General features: G+C 67.7%; 12 protein-coding genes. 7 read left to right on the forward strand and 5 right to left on the reverse strand.

The genetic code is table 11. The annotated features are described in order from the left end of the window. Window positions 1–19 precede the first annotated feature (19 nt). Both KOD61_RS04720 and KOD61_RS04725 read left to right on the forward strand, forming a co-directional pair. On the forward strand, window positions 20–646 hold the full coding sequence (locus KOD61_RS04720; protein WP_215219892.1) for a DUF47 domain-containing protein: 627 nt from the start codon (window positions 20–22) through the stop codon (window positions 644–646). A gap of 9 nt (window positions 647–655) precedes the next feature. Then, a complete protein-coding gene (locus KOD61_RS04725; protein ID WP_215219893.1) occupies window positions 656–1,783 on the forward strand; it encodes an inorganic phosphate transporter in 1,128 nt (375 codons plus the stop codon). Between the two features lie 34 nt (window positions 1,784–1,817). Here the strand turns inward: KOD61_RS04725 and KOD61_RS04730 are convergent, their stop codons facing one another. Then, a complete protein-coding gene (locus KOD61_RS04730; RefSeq protein ID WP_215219894.1) occupies window positions 1,818–2,228 on the reverse strand; it encodes a hypothetical protein in 411 nt (136 codons plus the stop codon). 40 nt (window positions 2,229–2,268) lie between these two features. Here KOD61_RS04730 and KOD61_RS04735 point away from each other — a divergent pair, with 40 nt between their 5' ends. Both KOD61_RS04735 and KOD61_RS04740 read left to right on the forward strand, forming a co-directional pair. Beyond that, window positions 2,269–2,601, forward strand: coding sequence for an MGMT family protein (locus tag KOD61_RS04735; RefSeq protein WP_251370660.1), 333 nt, complete (start codon window positions 2,269–2,271; stop codon window positions 2,599–2,601). A 66-nt stretch (window positions 2,602–2,667) separates the two neighbouring features. Further along, window positions 2,668–3,324 carry a rhomboid family intramembrane serine protease gene (locus tag KOD61_RS04740; protein ID WP_215219895.1) on the forward strand — a complete coding sequence of 219 codons (657 nt, stop codon included), beginning with the start codon at window positions 2,668–2,670 and terminating at the stop codon, window positions 3,322–3,324. A gap of 123 nt (window positions 3,325–3,447) precedes the next feature. Here the strand turns inward: KOD61_RS04740 and KOD61_RS04745 are convergent, their stop codons facing one another. Further along, on the reverse strand, window positions 3,448–5,532 hold the full coding sequence (locus KOD61_RS04745) for a M13 family metallopeptidase (RefSeq protein WP_215220292.1): 2,085 nt from the start codon (window positions 5,530–5,532) through the stop codon (window positions 3,448–3,450). Between the two features lie 266 nt (window positions 5,533–5,798). On the opposite strand from KOD61_RS04745, the gene KOD61_RS04750 reads away from it, so the two are divergent. The 3 genes from KOD61_RS04750 (at window position 5,799) to KOD61_RS04760 (ending at window position 12,005) form a co-directional block, all read left to right on the forward strand. Next, complete coding sequence (locus tag KOD61_RS04750; protein ID WP_215219896.1) at window positions 5,799–6,710, forward strand: ABC transporter ATP-binding protein; 912 nt, start codon at window positions 5,799–5,801, stop codon at window positions 6,708–6,710. A 12-nt stretch (window positions 6,711–6,722) separates the two neighbouring features. Continuing rightward, a complete protein-coding gene (locus KOD61_RS04755; RefSeq protein ID WP_215219897.1) occupies window positions 6,723–10,331 on the forward strand; it encodes an ABC transporter permease/M1 family aminopeptidase in 3,609 nt (1,202 codons plus the stop codon). Between the two features lie 327 nt (window positions 10,332–10,658). Further along, window positions 10,659–12,005, forward strand: coding sequence for a DEAD/DEAH box helicase (locus tag KOD61_RS04760; protein WP_215219898.1), 1,347 nt, complete (start codon window positions 10,659–10,661; stop codon window positions 12,003–12,005). A 72-nt stretch (window positions 12,006–12,077) separates the two neighbouring features. On the opposite strand, the gene KOD61_RS04765 is transcribed toward KOD61_RS04760, so the two are convergent. From KOD61_RS04765 to KOD61_RS04775, 3 genes are all read right to left on the reverse strand, one after another. Further along, window positions 12,078–12,434, reverse strand: a complete 357-nt coding sequence (locus KOD61_RS04765; protein WP_251370661.1) for a beta-lactamase hydrolase domain-containing protein — start codon at window positions 12,432–12,434, stop codon at window positions 12,078–12,080. 20 nt (window positions 12,435–12,454) lie between these two features. Further along, window positions 12,455–13,969: an acetyl-CoA hydrolase/transferase family protein gene (locus KOD61_RS04770; RefSeq protein ID WP_215219899.1), complete on the reverse strand. Its 1,515-nt coding sequence runs from the start codon at window positions 13,967–13,969 to the stop codon at window positions 12,455–12,457. 144 nt (window positions 13,970–14,113) lie between these two features. Beyond that, window positions 14,114–15,934, reverse strand: a complete 1,821-nt coding sequence (locus KOD61_RS04775; RefSeq protein ID WP_251370662.1) for a DUF885 domain-containing protein — start codon at window positions 15,932–15,934, stop codon at window positions 14,114–14,116. Window positions 15,935–15,947 lie beyond the last annotated feature (13 nt).

A 15,947-nucleotide genomic window follows, 5' to 3' on the forward strand; every position in this document is an offset into this window, starting at 1 on the left:
GCACGACGAGGTCATCCCGATGTTTTCCCTGCAAACCATGTTCGGCCAAGGTAACCAGTTCTACACGCTGCTCGAGGAGGCCGCGGTGGCCGCCCACGACGCGTCCAGGGCCCTGCACGAAATGCTGCGGGGAACCGACCGCCAGCCCGCGCTGGACGCGTTCAAGCTCGCCCGCCAGCGCGAGCGCGAGGCCTCCGACAAGATCAGCCAGGCGCTGGTGGACAGCTTCATCACCCCGATCGAGCGCGAGGACATCGAGGCGCTCGGTTCGGCGCTGTACAAGATCCCCAAGCAGATCGAGAAGTTCGCCGACCGCTACTCGATGGCGCTGCAGCACCTGGAGCACATCGACTTCGCGCCGCGCGCGGCGATGCTGGAGCAGGCTGCCAGCGTCGTGGTCAAGATGATCCGCGCGCTGCCGAAGATGAAGCTGGACCAGATGAAGGCGCTCAGCGACGAGCTGCGCGCGCTGGAGAACGAGGCCGACCGGCTGATGCTGGAGCTGTACCGGGACATCTACTCGGGCAAGCTCGACCCGCTGCAGATGTTCCTGCTCAAGGAGTTCTTCGAAATCCTGGAAAAGGCGATCGACCGCTGCCGCGAGGCCGGCGTGGTCGCCTACGAAATCGTCCTGAAGAACTCGTAAGGGCTTCCGATGCTCACGCTGGTCATCTCCGTCGTACTCGTCGCGCTGATCTTCGAGTACATCAACGGCTTCCACGACACCGCCAACTCCATCGCCACCGTGGTGGCCACCAAGGTGCTGTCGCCGATGCAGGCGGTGGGCCTGGCGGCGAGCATGAACCTGGTGGGCGCGCTGGCAGGTACCGCCGTCGCCAAGACCATCGCGTCCGGGCTGATCGACGCCGGCGTTGTGGAGGTGGGATCCCAGCTGATCCTGTGCGCGCTGATGGGCGGCATCGTCTGGAACCTCATCACCTGGTGGTGGGGGTTGCCCTCGTCCTCCTCGCACGCGCTCATCGGTGGCCTGCTGGGTGCGGCGCTGGCGGCGGCCTCGAATGATTTCGACGCGATCATCTGGTCCGAGCCGGCCGAACCGGTCTACAAGAGCGCCGGCGTGCTGTGGAAGGTCGTGGTGCCGATGGTGAGCTCGCCCGTGCTCGGCTTCGCGGCCGGCTTCCTGGTGATGGGGGTGCTGTTCTTCATCATCTCGATGATGGCGCGCAGCGGCGGCGTGCTGGCGCGCGCGGCGCGCCCGCGCTGGGTCAACGGCCTGTTCGGCAAGGCGCAGATCGTCAGCGCCGCGGGCATGGGCTTCGCCCACGGCATGAACGACGCGCAGAAGACCATGGGCATCATCGCGTTGGCGCTGGTCGGCGCGCAGTCCGCCGGCACGCTGGACAACCTGCCCGACTGGCTCGCGTTCCTGCACCCGTCCGACGCGGCGCTGGCCGACGGCGACATCGATACCTGGATCAAGGTCAGCTGCGCGCTGGTGATGGCGGCCGGCACCGCCGCGGGTGGCTGGCGCATCATCAAGACGCTGGGCCACAAGCTGGTCAAGCTGCACCCGATCCACGGCTTCGCGGCCGAGACCAGCGCCGCCTCGGTGATCCTGGCGGCTTCGTCGCTGGGTATCCCGGTGTCGACCACGCACAACATCTCGTCGGCGATCATGGGCGTGGGCACGGCCAAACGACTGAACGCCATCAAGTGGACGGTCGTCGAGAAGATGATCTGGGCTTGGATCCTGACGATCCCGATGGCCGGCGGCATCGCCTACGGCCTGTTCCGCCTGTTGCACGCGCTCGGCTGGGTGTAACCCGGCCGGGCGTCGCAGGACGGCGGAAACCGGCTTACAGCAGGTCGCCGTCCGCCGACAGCGCGCGCTCCATCCGGTCGCCCAGCCCGCCGATTTCCAGCACCAAGCGGTGCACTTCGGCGGCGTCCAGCCCTTCAAACGGACGGTTCTCGCACAGCTGCAGGTACGGCACCCCGTCCAGGTCGCCGATCGCGAGGTAGCCGACCCGGCTCTGCCAGTTGAACACCAGCGCGCGGCGCGCATCCAGCCCGGTGGTCGGCGACACCGCGGTGCTGACGCGCAGGTACGGGCGCCCGTCGTCGTCCTCGAGTTCGGACAGGAAGATCGCCTGGTGGCGGGTTCCCTGTTCCAGCGAAAGCTCGATGCAGACCACGCCTTCTTCCTGGACCGACAAGCGGAAGCCGGCCTCGGCCAGCATCTGGCGGATCTGGTTGAAACTGGGCATGCGCGCGCCTCCGGTGCGGGACGCCTATCATGCTCCCCCGATGGAGAACGACGCCACCGCACGCATCCTGGCCGCGATCCGCGCCATCCCGCGCGGTCGGGTCGCCGGCTATGGCGAGGTCGCGCGGCGCGCGGGCCTGCCGGGCCGCGCCCGGATGGTGGCCCGGCTGCTGAGCGGCAACGACGACCCCGCCTTGCCATGGCACCGGGTGCTCCGGTCGGACGGCCGGATCGCCTTTCCCCCTGACTCCGACGCGTTCACCGAACAGAGCGCGCGCCTGCGCGCCGAGGGGGTGTGGGTGGAGGGTGGCCGGGTCCGCGGCCAGCGTGCGGCGGCCACGCTCGACCAGCAGCTCTGGGGTGGGGTCGACTGAGGCCCGCGTCCCCGGCAGCGCTTCACGCGCGACCGGCTACCATGCGCGCGAATCCAAGGAGCTCCGATGTTCTCCAACCTGCCGCCCGTGACCAAGGGCCTGCTGATCGCCAACGGACTGGTGTTCGTGCTGCAAATGTTGCTGGGCGAGCTGGCGCTTGCGCCTTTCATGCTGTGGCCACTGGGTGCTGGCGACAGCCCCTATGCGCCGACCGAATTCCTGCCGTGGCAGTTGCTGACGTACGGCTTCATGCATGGCGACATCACCCACCTGCTGTTCAACATGCTGGCGCTGCTGATGTTCGGTGCCCCGCTTGAGCACACGTGGGGCGAAAAGCGCTTCCTGACGTACTTCCTGGTGTGCATCGTCGGCGCTGCGGTGTGCCAGCTGGCGGTCGGCGCTTGGACCATGGCGGAGGGCGGGCCGGCGTACCCCACCGTGGGTGCGTCGGGTGGCGTGTTCGGGCTGCTGCTGGCCTACGGCATGCTGTTCCCGCACCAGCGCGTGATGCTGCTGATCCCGCCGATCCCGATGAAGGCGCGCACGCTGGTGATCGTCTACGGCCTTGCCGAGTTGCTGCTCGGGTTCACCGGTTGGCAGCCTGGCGTGGCCCACTTCGCTCACCTGGGCGGGATGCTGTTCGGCTGGTTGCTGATCCGTTACTGGCGTGGGCAGCCCCCGTTCGGCCGGCGCGGACCGCCGCGGCCGCGCATCGTCCGCTGACCGGATCCACAGCGCACGTACCTGAAAAAAGAAGGCCCGGGACATGCCCGGGCCTTCTTCCATGTTGCAGGCGTAAGCGACCGCGTTCGGCGCCCGGCCGGATGACCGGGCGCCTGGCGGGACTTACCAGATCACGACCCGGTCGCCGTCGCCGCGCACCATTGCGTCGCCGGCCTTGCAGTCGAACGCCGCGGCGAACTGCGGCAGGTTGGACGGGGCACCGATCGCGCGGAAGTTGGCCGGTGCGTGCGGGTCGGTGGTCAGGCGGACCTCCAGCTCCTGGTCGGTGAAGTTGCGACGCCACACCGTCGCCCAGTTGGCGAAGAAGCGCTGGTCGCGGGTCATGCCGTCGGTCATCGGATCCTCGGTGCCTTCGGTCGCCTTCTTCATGGCGTCGTAGGCGATCGCCAGGCCGCCCAGGTCGGCGATGTTCTCGCCCAGGGTCAGCTTGCCGTTGACCTTCTTGCCCGGCATCGCCTCGTAGGCGTCGAACTGCGCGACCAGCTGGTCGGTCAGGCCGGAGAAGCCCTTGGCGTCGGCCTCGGTCCACCAGTTCTCGAAGTTGCCCTTGGCGTCGAACCGGCTGCCCTGGTCGTCGTAGCCGTGGATCATCTCGTGGCCGATCACCGCGCCGATGCCGCCGTAGTTCATCGCGTCACCCGCTTCCGGGTCGAAGAACGGCGGCTGCAGGATCGCGGCCGGGAACACGATCTCGTTGGCCAGCGGGTTGTAGTAGGCGTTGACCGTCTGCGGGCTCATGCCCCATTCGGTCTTGTCGACCGGCTTGCCGATCTTGCCGAGGTTCCACTTGTAGTTGAACTCGTTGGCCGCCAGCACGTTGCCGATGTAGCTGTCGCGGCCGGTCTCCAGGCCGGTCCACTCGCGCCACTTGTCGGGGTAGCCGATCTTCGGGGTGAAGCTGGCCCACTTCTCCATCGCCTGCTTCTTGGTTTCGTCGCCCATCCACTCCAGGCCTTCGAGGTGGACCTTCAGTGCCTCGCTGAGGTTGGTGACCAGCGTTTCCATCCGCGCCTTGGACTCGGGCGAGAAGGCGACCTTGACGTACATCTGGCCGAGCGCCTCGCCGACATTGCCCTCGATCGTGTCGAGCACGCGCTTGGCGCGCTCCTTCAGCTCCTTCTGGCCACGCATGGTCTTGTTGTAGAAGTTGAAGTTTTCCTGCACGAACGCGTCAGACAGGTACGGCGACGCGCCGTCGACGGTGTGGAAGCGCAGGTACGCCTGCCAGTCCTCGACCGGCACTTCGCCCAGCATGGTGCTGACTTCCTGGTGGAAGGCCGGGATCGCCAGCGAGAACATCTCCGGCGCCTGCAGGCCCTGCGACTCGAAGAACTTCGTCCAGGTGAAGTTCGGGGTCAGCTTGTCGGCCTCGGCCGGAGTGACCGGGTTGTAGAACAGCGAGACATCGCGCGACATCTCCTCGCTGGACTTGGATACCTTGGCCAGGCGGGTCTCGAACGCGACCACGTCGGCCGCCCGGTCGGTCGCTTCGGCGGCCGGCATGCCCGACAGTTCGAGCACCTTGGCGACGTGCGCCTGGTACGCCTCGAGCTTGTCCTTCTTGTCGGCGTCGAAGTAGTAGCCGCGGTCGGGCAGGCCCAGGCCGCCCTGCATCGCGTAGGCGATGTTCATCTCGGAGTTCTTGAAGTCGGCTTCGGGGCCGAAGCCGAACAGGAAGTTCTCGCCCTTGGCGGCGCTGGTGCGCAGGTAATCGGCGACGGCTTCGTGGCTGTCGAGCGCGGCGATCGCGTCGAGGCGGTCCTGGATCGGCTTGATGCCCTGGGCGTTGATCTGCTCGGCGTTCATGCCGGTCGCCCAGAAGTCACCGACGATGTCCTGCACGCCGGTGGCGCCGTCGTTGGCGGCGGCCTGCTCGGCCAGCTGGCGCTGCACCGCGGTGGAGCGCTCGTCGAGCATCTCGAACGCACCCCAGCTGGTGCGGTCGCCCGGGATCTCGTTGGCGGCGAGCCACTTGCCGTTGACGTAGCCGCCGAAGTCCGTGCAGGCGTTCTTGGTGGTGTCGAGCTGGTCGGCGCTGAAGCGGTTGACCGGCGGCAGGTTGCTCTCGTCGAGGGTCAGCGCGTTGGTGTCGGCGGCCGGCGCGGCATCGGCGCCGTTGGCGGCTGGAGCGGCGTCCTGGTTGGAGCAGGCGGCGACGACGGTGGCGATGGCAAGGGACAGCAGCAGGACTTGCGGTTTGTTCACGTGTGGCTCCGGCCGGAAAGGCATGGGGAAGACGGCCCGGACGGATGCCGGGACCGGACGACGTTAAACCTGCCCGGACCGGTCGGCGGGTGTCGAAGGTCATGCCGGGATGCTGAATGGACAGGCTCGCCGCCTGTGCCGGATGGCACTGCGTCGTTGGTCACGGATGACTTTTGCCCATTCTGGCGGCCTGCCGCTGTCCCTACGATCAGCCTGGCCGCGATCGGCGGTAACCAGACAGGGACGACATGCTTACCATCCGCGACCTTTCCAAGACCTACTCCAACGGCGTGCGCGCGCTCGACGGTGTCAGCCTCGACGTGCCGCGCGGCATGTTCGGCCTGCTCGGCCCCAACGGCGCCGGCAAGTCGTCGCTGATGCGCACGCTGGCGACGTTGCAGGAGGCCGACAGCGGCAGCGCCACGCTGGAAGGCGAGGGCGGGGCGGTGATCGACGTGCTTCGGGACAAGGACGCGGTGCGACGCCAGCTCGGCTACCTGCCGCAGGATTTCGGTGTCTACCCGAAGGTGAGCGCGCTCGACCTGCTCGAGCACTTCGCCGTCCTCAAGGGTCTGACCGCGCGCAAGCTGCGCCGCGAGGTGGTCGATGGCCTGTTGCAGCAGGTCAACCTCTGGGACGCACGCAAGCGCAACCTTGGGACGTTCTCCGGTGGCATGCGCCAGCGCTTCGGCATCGCCCAGGCGCTGCTGGGCAACCCGCGGCTGGTGATCGTCGACGAACCCACCGCTGGCCTCGATCCGGAGGAGCGCAACCGGTTCCTCAACCTGCTGGCCGAGATCGGCGAGAACGTCGCGGTGATCCTGTCGACCCATATCGTCGAGGACGTGACCGACCTGTGCCCGACGATGGCCATCATGAACAAGGGCCAGGTGCTGCTGACCGGCCGCCCGTCCGACGCGATCGACGCACTGGCCAACCAGGTCTGGCGCAAGCAGGTGGCCAAGGCCACGCTTGGCGACTACGAGCACCGCCACACCGTCCTGTCGACCCGGCTGGTGGCAGGCAACCCGGTGATCCACGTGTTCGCGCCCGAACGCCCGGAGGAGGGTTTCGAGCAGGTCGCGCCGGACCTCGAAGACGTGTACTTCCAGCGCCTGCGCCAGCAGGCGGCCCTTGCCCCCCACGCCGTCGCGGCCTGAGGGGGCACTGGCATGACGTTTGAATTCTTCCGCTTCGAACTGCGGCAGCAACTGCGCGCGCCCTTGCTGTGGCTGATGGCGCTGATGTTCGGCCTGTTCGCGTTCGGCGCGTCCAGCTCCGATGCGGTGGTCGTCGGCAACGCGGTCGGAAACGTCGACCGCAATGCACCGACGGTGATCGTTCGATTCCTGGGCATGTTCACCATCCTCGGCTTGCTGGTGATCGTCAGCTTCATCAGCGGCGCGCTGCTGCGCGACTTCGAACTCGGCACCGCAGACCTCTTCTTCTCCAGCCCGATGCGCAAGCGGGACTTCCTGCTCGGGCGATTCCTGGCGGCGGTGGCCGCTTGCATGGTGATCTACCTGGTGGTTGCAGTTGGCCTGATGGTCGGGCCCACGATGCCGTGGGTGGACCCTGAGCGACTCGGTCCGTTCTCCCTGGTGCCCTACGCCTGGGGCTTCGCCGTGATCGTGATCCCCAACCTGCTGTTCAGCGGCGCCCTGTTGGCGTTGCTGGCGGTGACCACCCGAAGCGTGCTGGTGGTGTACCTCGGGGTGATCGGGTTCTTCATCCTCAATTCCGTGGCGGGCGTGCTGACCGGCGACCTCGACAACGTCTGGCTCGCGACCCTGGTCGACCCGCTGGGCATGACCGCGCTGGACCGGACCACGCGCTACTGGTCGGCCGACCAGATCAACCGCGAGCTGCCGGAGCTGACCGGCTACCTGCTGGCCAACCGGGTGCTGTGGGTGGCGCTGTCGGTGGCACTGGTCGCGGCGGCGTTCGCGCTGTTCAAGCCGCAGCGTGCGGGGACGGGGCGCGGATGGTCGCTGGGCCGGTTCGGCCGGCGCACGCCGCAGGCCGCGCCCGCGTTCGCGCGTCCGCAGGTATCCGCGCCGCCCCGGGTCACGCCGGCAACGGGCGCGACCGTCGCGTGGACGCAGTTCGTGCGGCAGTGGTGGTTCGACACCGTGGGCGTGTTCCGCAGCGTGCCGTTCCTGGTGATGCTGCTGTTCGCGGTGGCCAACTTCATTGCGAGCGCCAGCCTTGCCGACACCATGTTCGGCACACGCGTGTACCCGGTGACGTCGCTGATGAACACCTCGCTGCAGAACAGCTACAGCTTCATGCTGATCTTCGTGGTGATGTTCTACGCCGGCGAACTGGTTTGGAAGGAGCGCGGGGCGCGGCTCGGTGAGGTCACCGACGCGATGCCCGTACCGAACTGGGTGCCACTGGCCGCCAAGATGTCAGCGCTGGCGGCCGTGGTGTTGGCGTTCCAGGCGATCGGCGCGCTTGCCGCGGTCGGGTTCCAGCTGTTCAAGGGATTCACTGCAATCGAGCCGGCCCTGTACGTTCAGGAGATCGTGCTGGGCTCGGTGCCGTTCGTGTTGATGGGCGGGCTTGCGCTGGTGCTGCAGGTGCTGAGCAACAACAAGTTCATCGGCTACGGCCTGCTGATCGCATGGCTGGTGCTGCAAGGCACGCTGGGGTTCCTCGATTTCGACCACAACCTCTACAGCTACGCTTCCGCACCGGTTGCGCCGTACTCGGACATGAACGGCTACGGCCACTTCCTGGCGGGGCGGCTGTGGTTCCAGTCGTACTGGGGCGCGTGCCTGCTGGCCCTGCTGCTTGTCTCGGCGGCGTTCTGGGTGCGCGGCGTGGCGCCGAGCCGGCGCGATCGGCTGCGGCTGGCGCGGCAGCGGCTGGCCGGCGGAAACGCCTGGGCCCTGGCTGCGAGCCTGGCACTGTTCGCCGCGCTCGGCGGTTTCATCTTCTGGAACACCAATGTCCGCAACGAGTACCTGGCAGGCGACGACGCGCTCGACCGCCAGCAGCGTTACGAGACGCTCTACCGCCAGTACGACGGGCTGCCGCAGCCTCGCATCACCGCCGTGAGGACCGAGGTGGACCTGTACCCGCACGAGCAGCGCGTGCAAGTCCGCGGCCAGTACACCGTGACCAACCCGCACGACGAGCCGATCACCGACCTCCACGTCCAGTGGTACCCCGACAGCGGCCTGGACCGGCTGGGGTTCGGCGAGGCGGCCATCACCAGCAACGACGAGCAGCTCGGCTACCGCATCTACAGGCTGGGCACGCCGATGCAGCCCGGCGATACCCGGCAGATGGACTTCGCCGTCAGCTACGCGCGCCAGGGTTTCGCCAACGACCAGGGCTGGACCCGGCTGGTCGACAACGGCACGTTCTTCAACTCCGAGGAGCTGCTGCCCCGCTTCGGCTATTCGGCCGGCAGCCAGATCAGTGACCGCAACGAGCGGCGCAAGCGCGGCATGGAGGAGCTGCCTCGCATGGCCGCGCTCGAGGACGAGGCCGCGCGCGCCAACACCTACATCAGCGACGACGCGCACTGGATCGACTTCAGCACGACCGTTTGCACCGCCCCGGAACAGATCGCGCTGGCGCCGGGCGTGCTGGAGCGCGAGTACGAACGCGACGGACGCCGGTGCTTCGACTACGCGATGCAGCGGCCGATGCTGAACTTCCACGCCACCCTGTCGGCGGAGTGGGAAGTGCGCAAGGGCGCGTACAAGCCGGGCACCCCTGACGAGCTGCCGATCGAGGTCTATTACGATCCTGCGCACCCGTTCAATGTCGACCGCATGATCGAGTCGGTACAGAAGTCGCTGGCGTACTACGAGGCCAACTTCAGTCCCTACCAGCACGAGCAGGTGCGGATCCTGGAGTTCCCGGGCTACGGCAGTTTTGCCCAGGCCTTTGCCGGCACGATCCCCTATTCGGAGTCGATCGGTTTCATTGCCGACCTGCGCGACGAGGACGCGATCGATTACGTGTTCTACGTCACCGCGCACGAGATCGCGCACCAGTGGTGGGCCCACCAGGTCATTGGCGCCGACGTCCAGGGATCGACTGTGCTCAGCGAGTCGTTGTCGCAGTACTCGGCGCTGATGGTGATGGAGAAGGAATACGGGCGCGAGAAGATGCGCCGCTTCCTCAAGTACGAACTGGACCGGTACCTGTCGGGTCGCGCGGGCGAGAACATCGAGGAGCTGCCGCTCTACCGCGTCGAGAACCAGCCCTACATCCACTACCGCAAGGGTTCGCTGGTGTTCTACCGCCTGCGCGAGGAGATCGGGGAGGGCGCACTCAACCGCGCGCTGTCGAAGTTCATCGCCGACAAGGCCTACCAGCAGGCGCCGTTCACCACATCGGCCGAGCTGCTCGAGTACATCCGCGCCGAGGCCGGTCCGAAGCACGAGCAGCTGATCACCGACCTGTTCGAGAAGATCAGCTTCTACGACAACCGCGTGCAGGGCGCGACGGCGGTCAAGCGCGATGACGGCAAGTACGAAGTCACCCTCGACCTGCACGCCGCCAAGCTGTATGCCGACGGCGAGGGCAGGGAGACGCCCGCCGTGCTCGACGACTGGGTCGAAGTGGGGGTGTTTGCCCGTGGGCCGTCGGGCGACGAGGCCGACGAGGAAGTGTTGTACCTGGAGCGGCACCACATCACCTCCGAGTCGCCGAAGGTGACGGTGGTGGTCGACAAGCCGCCGTACGAGGCCGGCTTCGATCCGTTCAACAAACTGATCGACCGCGTCTCCGCGGATAACCGAAGACGGGTGACCCTCTAGGTCCGTGCGAAAAACTGAACGGGCGGTGCGGGCCGCGATGGCGCCGCCTGCGCCTTTCCCGTAACATCCGCCCCGTTCAGCGCACGGCTGCCTACCCCGCAAGGGGCACGTTTCCCAGGTATGCCCTCGCACGGGTTGGCCATCCGGCCAAGACCCCCCGCCCCGAAAGGCGTGGTCCGGTGCGACTATCCCGCACGTCTTTCGTCGCGCCGACACGGTCCGGAGCATCCGGTGCCGTCACAAACAGAAAATGCTCGCAGCGCGGTTAGGGAACGCTCCGGGTCTTGCCGCACGCATGTGCGGTTCTTACCACTCGGAGTTCCAGACATGACTTTTGAATCGCTCGGGCTGGCGCCCGCGTTGCTGCGCGCGCTTTCCGAACAGGGCTACACGACGCCCACCCCGATCCAGACCCAGGCCATCCCGCTCGTGCTGGCCGGCCACGACCTGCTGGGCGGCGCCCAGACCGGTACCGGCAAGACCGCCGCGTTCGGCCTGCCGCTGCTCAACCACCTGTCCAAGCAGACCGCCGCCAACGGTTCGCGCAAGCCGCGCGCGCTCGTACTGGTGCCGACCCGCGAGCTGGCGGTTCAGGTCAACGACAACATCCGCTCCTACGGCAAGCACCTGCGCCTGAACTTCGGCACGATCTTCGGCGGCGCCGGCATGGGCCCGCAGGTCGACATGCTGCGTCGTGGCGTGGACGTACTGGTGGCCACCCCGGGCCGGCTGATCGACCACCTCGAGCGCGGCACCGCCAAGCTCGACGGCATCGAGATCCTGGTGCTGGACGAGGCCGACCGCATGCTCGACATGGGCTTCCTGCCGGCGATCAAGCGCATCCTCGGCAAGGTGCCGGCCCAGCGCCAGACGCTGCTGTTCTCGGCCACCTTCGAGGCCCAGCTCAAGCAGCTCGCGCTGCAGTTCATGCGCGACCCCAAGCAGGTGCAGGTGGCGGCCAACAACACCATTGCCGACACCATCGCCCACATCGCCCACCCGGTGGACAGCGGCCGCAAGCGCGACCTGCTGATCGACATCATCGCCAAGCGTCCGGGTGACCAGGTGCTGGTGTTCGGCCGCACCAAACACGGCTGCAACCGCCTGTCCGAGCAACTCGAGGCCGCCGGCCTGAAGTCGGTCGCGATCCACGGCAACAAGAGCCAGGCCCAGCGCCAGAAGGCCCTGAACCTGTTCAAGGCCAACAAGGCCCGGGTGCTGGTGGCGACCGACGTCGCCGCCCGCGGCCTGGACATCCCGGACCTGCCGCTGGTGATCAACTTCGACTTGCCGATGGTGGCCGAGGACTACGTGCACCGGATCGGCCGTACGGGCCGCAACGGCGCGAGCGGCGAGGCGCTGTCGCTGGTCTCGCACGACGAGGGCGGGCTGCTGCGGCAGATCCAGAAGATCCTCAAGAACGACGTCGAGCTGGTGACGGTCGCGGGCTACGAGCCGAGCCGTCCATTGCGCTTGGACGTGGCACTGCCGAACCCGCGCCAGAACGCGGGCAACCGCGGTCCGCGCCCGGCCGGCCGCAACGCGGGCAACCGCGGCCACGGCAAGCCGGCCGCCGGTGCCGCCCGCCAGGGCCACGCCCATGCGGGCCCGAAACAGCGCGGCAGCGGCCAGGGTCGTGGTCCGCGCCGTGGCGCCGGTGGTGGCGCAGCCTGACCGCGGCGCTCCAACAGGAATGAAAAAGGCCGGCAGAGATGCCGGCCTTTTTTCGTGGCGGGGTGGGTGGCGTCAGCCCGCGCCCGGCTCCGAGGCGAGCCGCTCACGCACCGCGCTCTCGAGGCCTTTCATGCCCCACGCGCGGCCGATTTCGACGGCCTTCTCCACCGTGTGCCCCTCAACCCAGGCTGCCCGCAGCGCAGCCATGGCGCCGACGCGGTTGCCGCTGGCGCAGTGCACCAGTACGGGGGCGTCGATATCCCGCAGCAGCGCGTCGAACGCAGCCACGTTTGCGCGGGTCAGGTCTGCCGGACCCCGGATGGGCAGGTTGGCGTAGGCCATCCCGGCCGCGCGTACCAGGCCGGCCTCATCGAAACCCGGCGTCTCGTCATCGGGGCGAGCTGGGTGTCGACGGCTGATGCGCGCCAATCGCCGCCTTGGAAGGACCTTCAGGCGCCGCGCATGGATCCGGTGTCGACAAACCGCTGGTGCCACGACAGCGCCTCGCCGAGCAGGTGCGGGGTGTGCTTGCCGTAGCTGTTCGCGCAGGCGCGGTCGAAGTAGTCCTGCAGCATCGGCCGGTAGTCCGGGTGCGCGCAGCGCTCGATGATGAGCCTGGCGCGCTGCTTGGGTGCCAGCCCGCGCAGGTCGGCCAGGCCCTGTTCGGTGACGATGACCATCGTGTCGTGCTCGGTATGGTCGACGTGGCTGGCCATCGGCACGATGCCGGAGATCTTCCCGCCCTTGGCGGTGCTGGGCGACATGAATACCGAGAGATAGCCGTTGCGGGCGAAGTCGCCGCTGCCGCCGATCCCGTTCATGATCCGGCTGCCGGCGATATGGGTCGAATTGACGTTGCCGTAGATGTCCGCCTCGATCATGCCGTTCATCGCGATGCAGCCCAGCCGTCGAATCAGCTCGGGGTGGTTGGATATTTCCTGCGGCCGCAGCAGGATCCGCTCGCGGTAGAACCCCACGTTGGCGTTGAACTCCTCGATGCCGGCAGGGCTGAGCGAGAACGACGTGGCCGACGCCATCCTCAGCGTGCCGTTCTTCAGCAGCCCCAGCATGCCGTCCTGGATCACCTCGGTGTAGGCCGCCAGGCCCTTGTAGCCGCCCTCCGACAGGCCGGCGAGCACGGCGTTGGCGATGTTGCCGACGCCGGATTGCAGGGGAAGCAGGCGGTCGGTCAGGCGGCCACGCTGGACCTCGTGGTCGAGGAAGTCGAGCAGGTGCCGGGCGATCTGCCGAGAGGCTTCGTCTGGCGGGCTGAAGGCGGAATTGCGATCGGGCGCGTCGGTTTCCACCACCGCGATGATCCGGGCCGGCTCGACCCGCAGGTACGGCTCGCCGATGCGGTCGTCCGGCTTCACCAGCGGGATGGGCTTGCGGCCGGGCGGCAGGGCGGTGCCGTAGTAGATGTCGTGCATCCCCTCCAGCGCGGCTGGCTGCCAGCGGTTGACCTCGAGGATCACCTTGTCGGCCTGCTCCAGCCAGGTCTTGTTGTTGCCCACCGAGGACGACGGGATCAGCAGCCCGTCCTCGCGGATGCCGGCCACCTCGATCACCGCGACGTCGATATCGCCGAAAAAGCCGAACCAGGTGTGCTGGGCGACGTGGCTGAGGTGGATGTCGATGTAGTTGAGCGTGCCGGCGTTGATCCGCTCGCGCACGTTGGGGTCGGACTGGTAGGGCAGCCGCAGCTCCATGCCCTCGACCTTCGCCAGCGCGCCGTCCAGCTCGGGCGCGGTGGAGGCGCCGGTCAGCACCTTGATCCGGAACGGGCGGCCCTCGCCGGCGGACTGTTCCATGCGTGCGGCCAGCGCCTGCGGCACGGCCTTCGGGTAGCCGGCGCCGGTGAATCCGCTCATCGCCACGGTCATGCCCGGCTGGATCAGCTGCGCCGCTTCCCCGGCGGTCATCACGCGGTCGCGCAGGCGCGGGTCGAGGATGCGGTCGTTCATGAAGGGTCCCGTGTGGCTCGAATCTCCCGATTCTAGGCCGCGCCGCGCGGGCGGGCCGTTCCGCCGCTGGAACGGACGATTCCGGCAAAACAGCACGGGGCCGGCATTGCGGCCGGCCCCATGTCGTGCACCGATGCTTGCAGGTCAGGCCTGCTGGGCGGCGATCCAGCGGTTGATCTTGTCCTCAAGCACGTCCAGCGGGACCGAACCGTCCTTGAGCACCTCGGCGTGGAACGCGCGTACGTCGAAGTCGTCGCCCAGCGCCGCCTCGGCCTTGTCGCGCATCTCCTGGATCTTCAGCTCGCCGATCTTGTATGCCAGCGCCTGCCCCGGGATGGCCATGTAACGCTCGGCCTCGGCGGTGGCCTGGGTCTCGGACTCGGCCGAGTTCTCCAGCATGTAGGCAATCACCTGCTCACGGGTCCAGCCCTTGCTGTGCAGCCCGGTGTCCACCACCAGCCGGATGGCGCGCCACAGCTCGTTCTGCAGGTAGCCGAAATAGCTGTACGGGTCGGTGTAGACGCCCAGGTCCTTGCCGAGCGACTCCGCGTACAGGCCCCAGCCCTCGGTGAAGGCGGTCTCGCCGCCGAAGCGGCGGAAGGTCGGCAGTCCGGTCAGCTCCTGCTGCAGGGCGAGCTGGAAGTGGTGGCCCGGGATCGCCTCATGCAGGAACAGGTCTTCGGCGTCCCAGGTCTTGCGGGTCGGCAGGTCGTAGGTGTTGACGTAGAAGATGCCCGGACGGCTGCCGTCCTCGCTGGGCCGCATGTACGAACCGCCCGCGGCGGACTGCGCGCGGAAGGCCTCGACCGGGCGGATCTCGAACGGTGCCTTCGGGGTCAGCGAAAACAGCTCGGGGATCTTCTGGTTGATCTTGTCCTCGAGGCCGCGGTAGTGCGCCAGAAGCGCATTCTCGGATTCGAACGAGAATTGCGGGTCGTTCTGCATGAACGCGAAGAAGTCCTGCAGCGAGCCCTTGAAGCCGACCTCGGCCATGACCTTGCGGATCTCGCCGTGGATGCGTTTCACCTCGTCCAGGCCGATCTGGTGGATCTGCGCCGGGCTGAGGTCGGTGGTGGTCGAGTTCTTGGCGCGGAACGCGTACCACGCCTCGCCGTTGGGCAGCGCGGCCATGCCGGCGGTGTCGCGCGCATGCGGCATGTAGTCGTTGGCGATGTACTCGCGCAGCTCGCGGTAGGCCGGCATCAACTGCTGCTCGATGAGCGTGCGGTAGTCCGCGGTGATGCGCGCCTTGTCCTCGGCGGAAAACGATTCGGGCATGTCGCTGACCGGCTTCCAGAACAGCGTGTCGGCCGCGTCCTCCTTGATCAGCGCATCCAGCTGCGGCAGCACCTTCTCCATCAGCGCGCGCGGTTGCACCACGCCGGCTTCCACGCCCTGCTTCATGTTCGCGATGGCCTGGTCGAACAGCACCGGCACCTGCGACGCACGCTTGCTCCAATTGTCGTAATCCGCGACGGTCTTGAACGGTTGCGCGCCGGTGCCCGAGCCCAGCTGAACCACGGTGGAGGCGATGTTGTAGAACTGGTTGACCGGCTGCATCCACGACGGGAACTGCTCGCTGGCCAGCTCGTCCTTCGCGTTGCGCACGAAGATCTGGTAGCTCAGCAGGTCCTGGCCTTCCAGGCCGTCGGCGCCGATGGCCTCGACCTTCTCCAGCCACCCGGCGGTGAACTCGTGGGAGCGGTCGCGGTACTCCTCCGACAGGAAGTTCGGCAGGCGGTCGTTGTAGCGCGGGTCGCCCTGGAAGGTGGCGGCCAGCGGGTTGAGCTCGAGCATTTCCTCCCAGTAGGTCGCGTAGAGCGCGTCCAGCCGGGCCGCCTTGTCCCCCGCGACTTCTGCCGAGGTGGTGGCCTGGCTCGAGTCCCCGGCGGCGGTGGGACTGCATGCGGCCATCGCGGCAGCCAGGCCGAGGGCAAGCAGGGAGCGGGTGAGGGACGGCTTCATCGGGTTCTCCGGA

Source organism: Lysobacter luteus (genome assembly GCF_907164845.1).
Taxonomy (GTDB): Bacteria; Pseudomonadota; Gammaproteobacteria; order Xanthomonadales; family Xanthomonadaceae; genus Novilysobacter; species Novilysobacter luteus.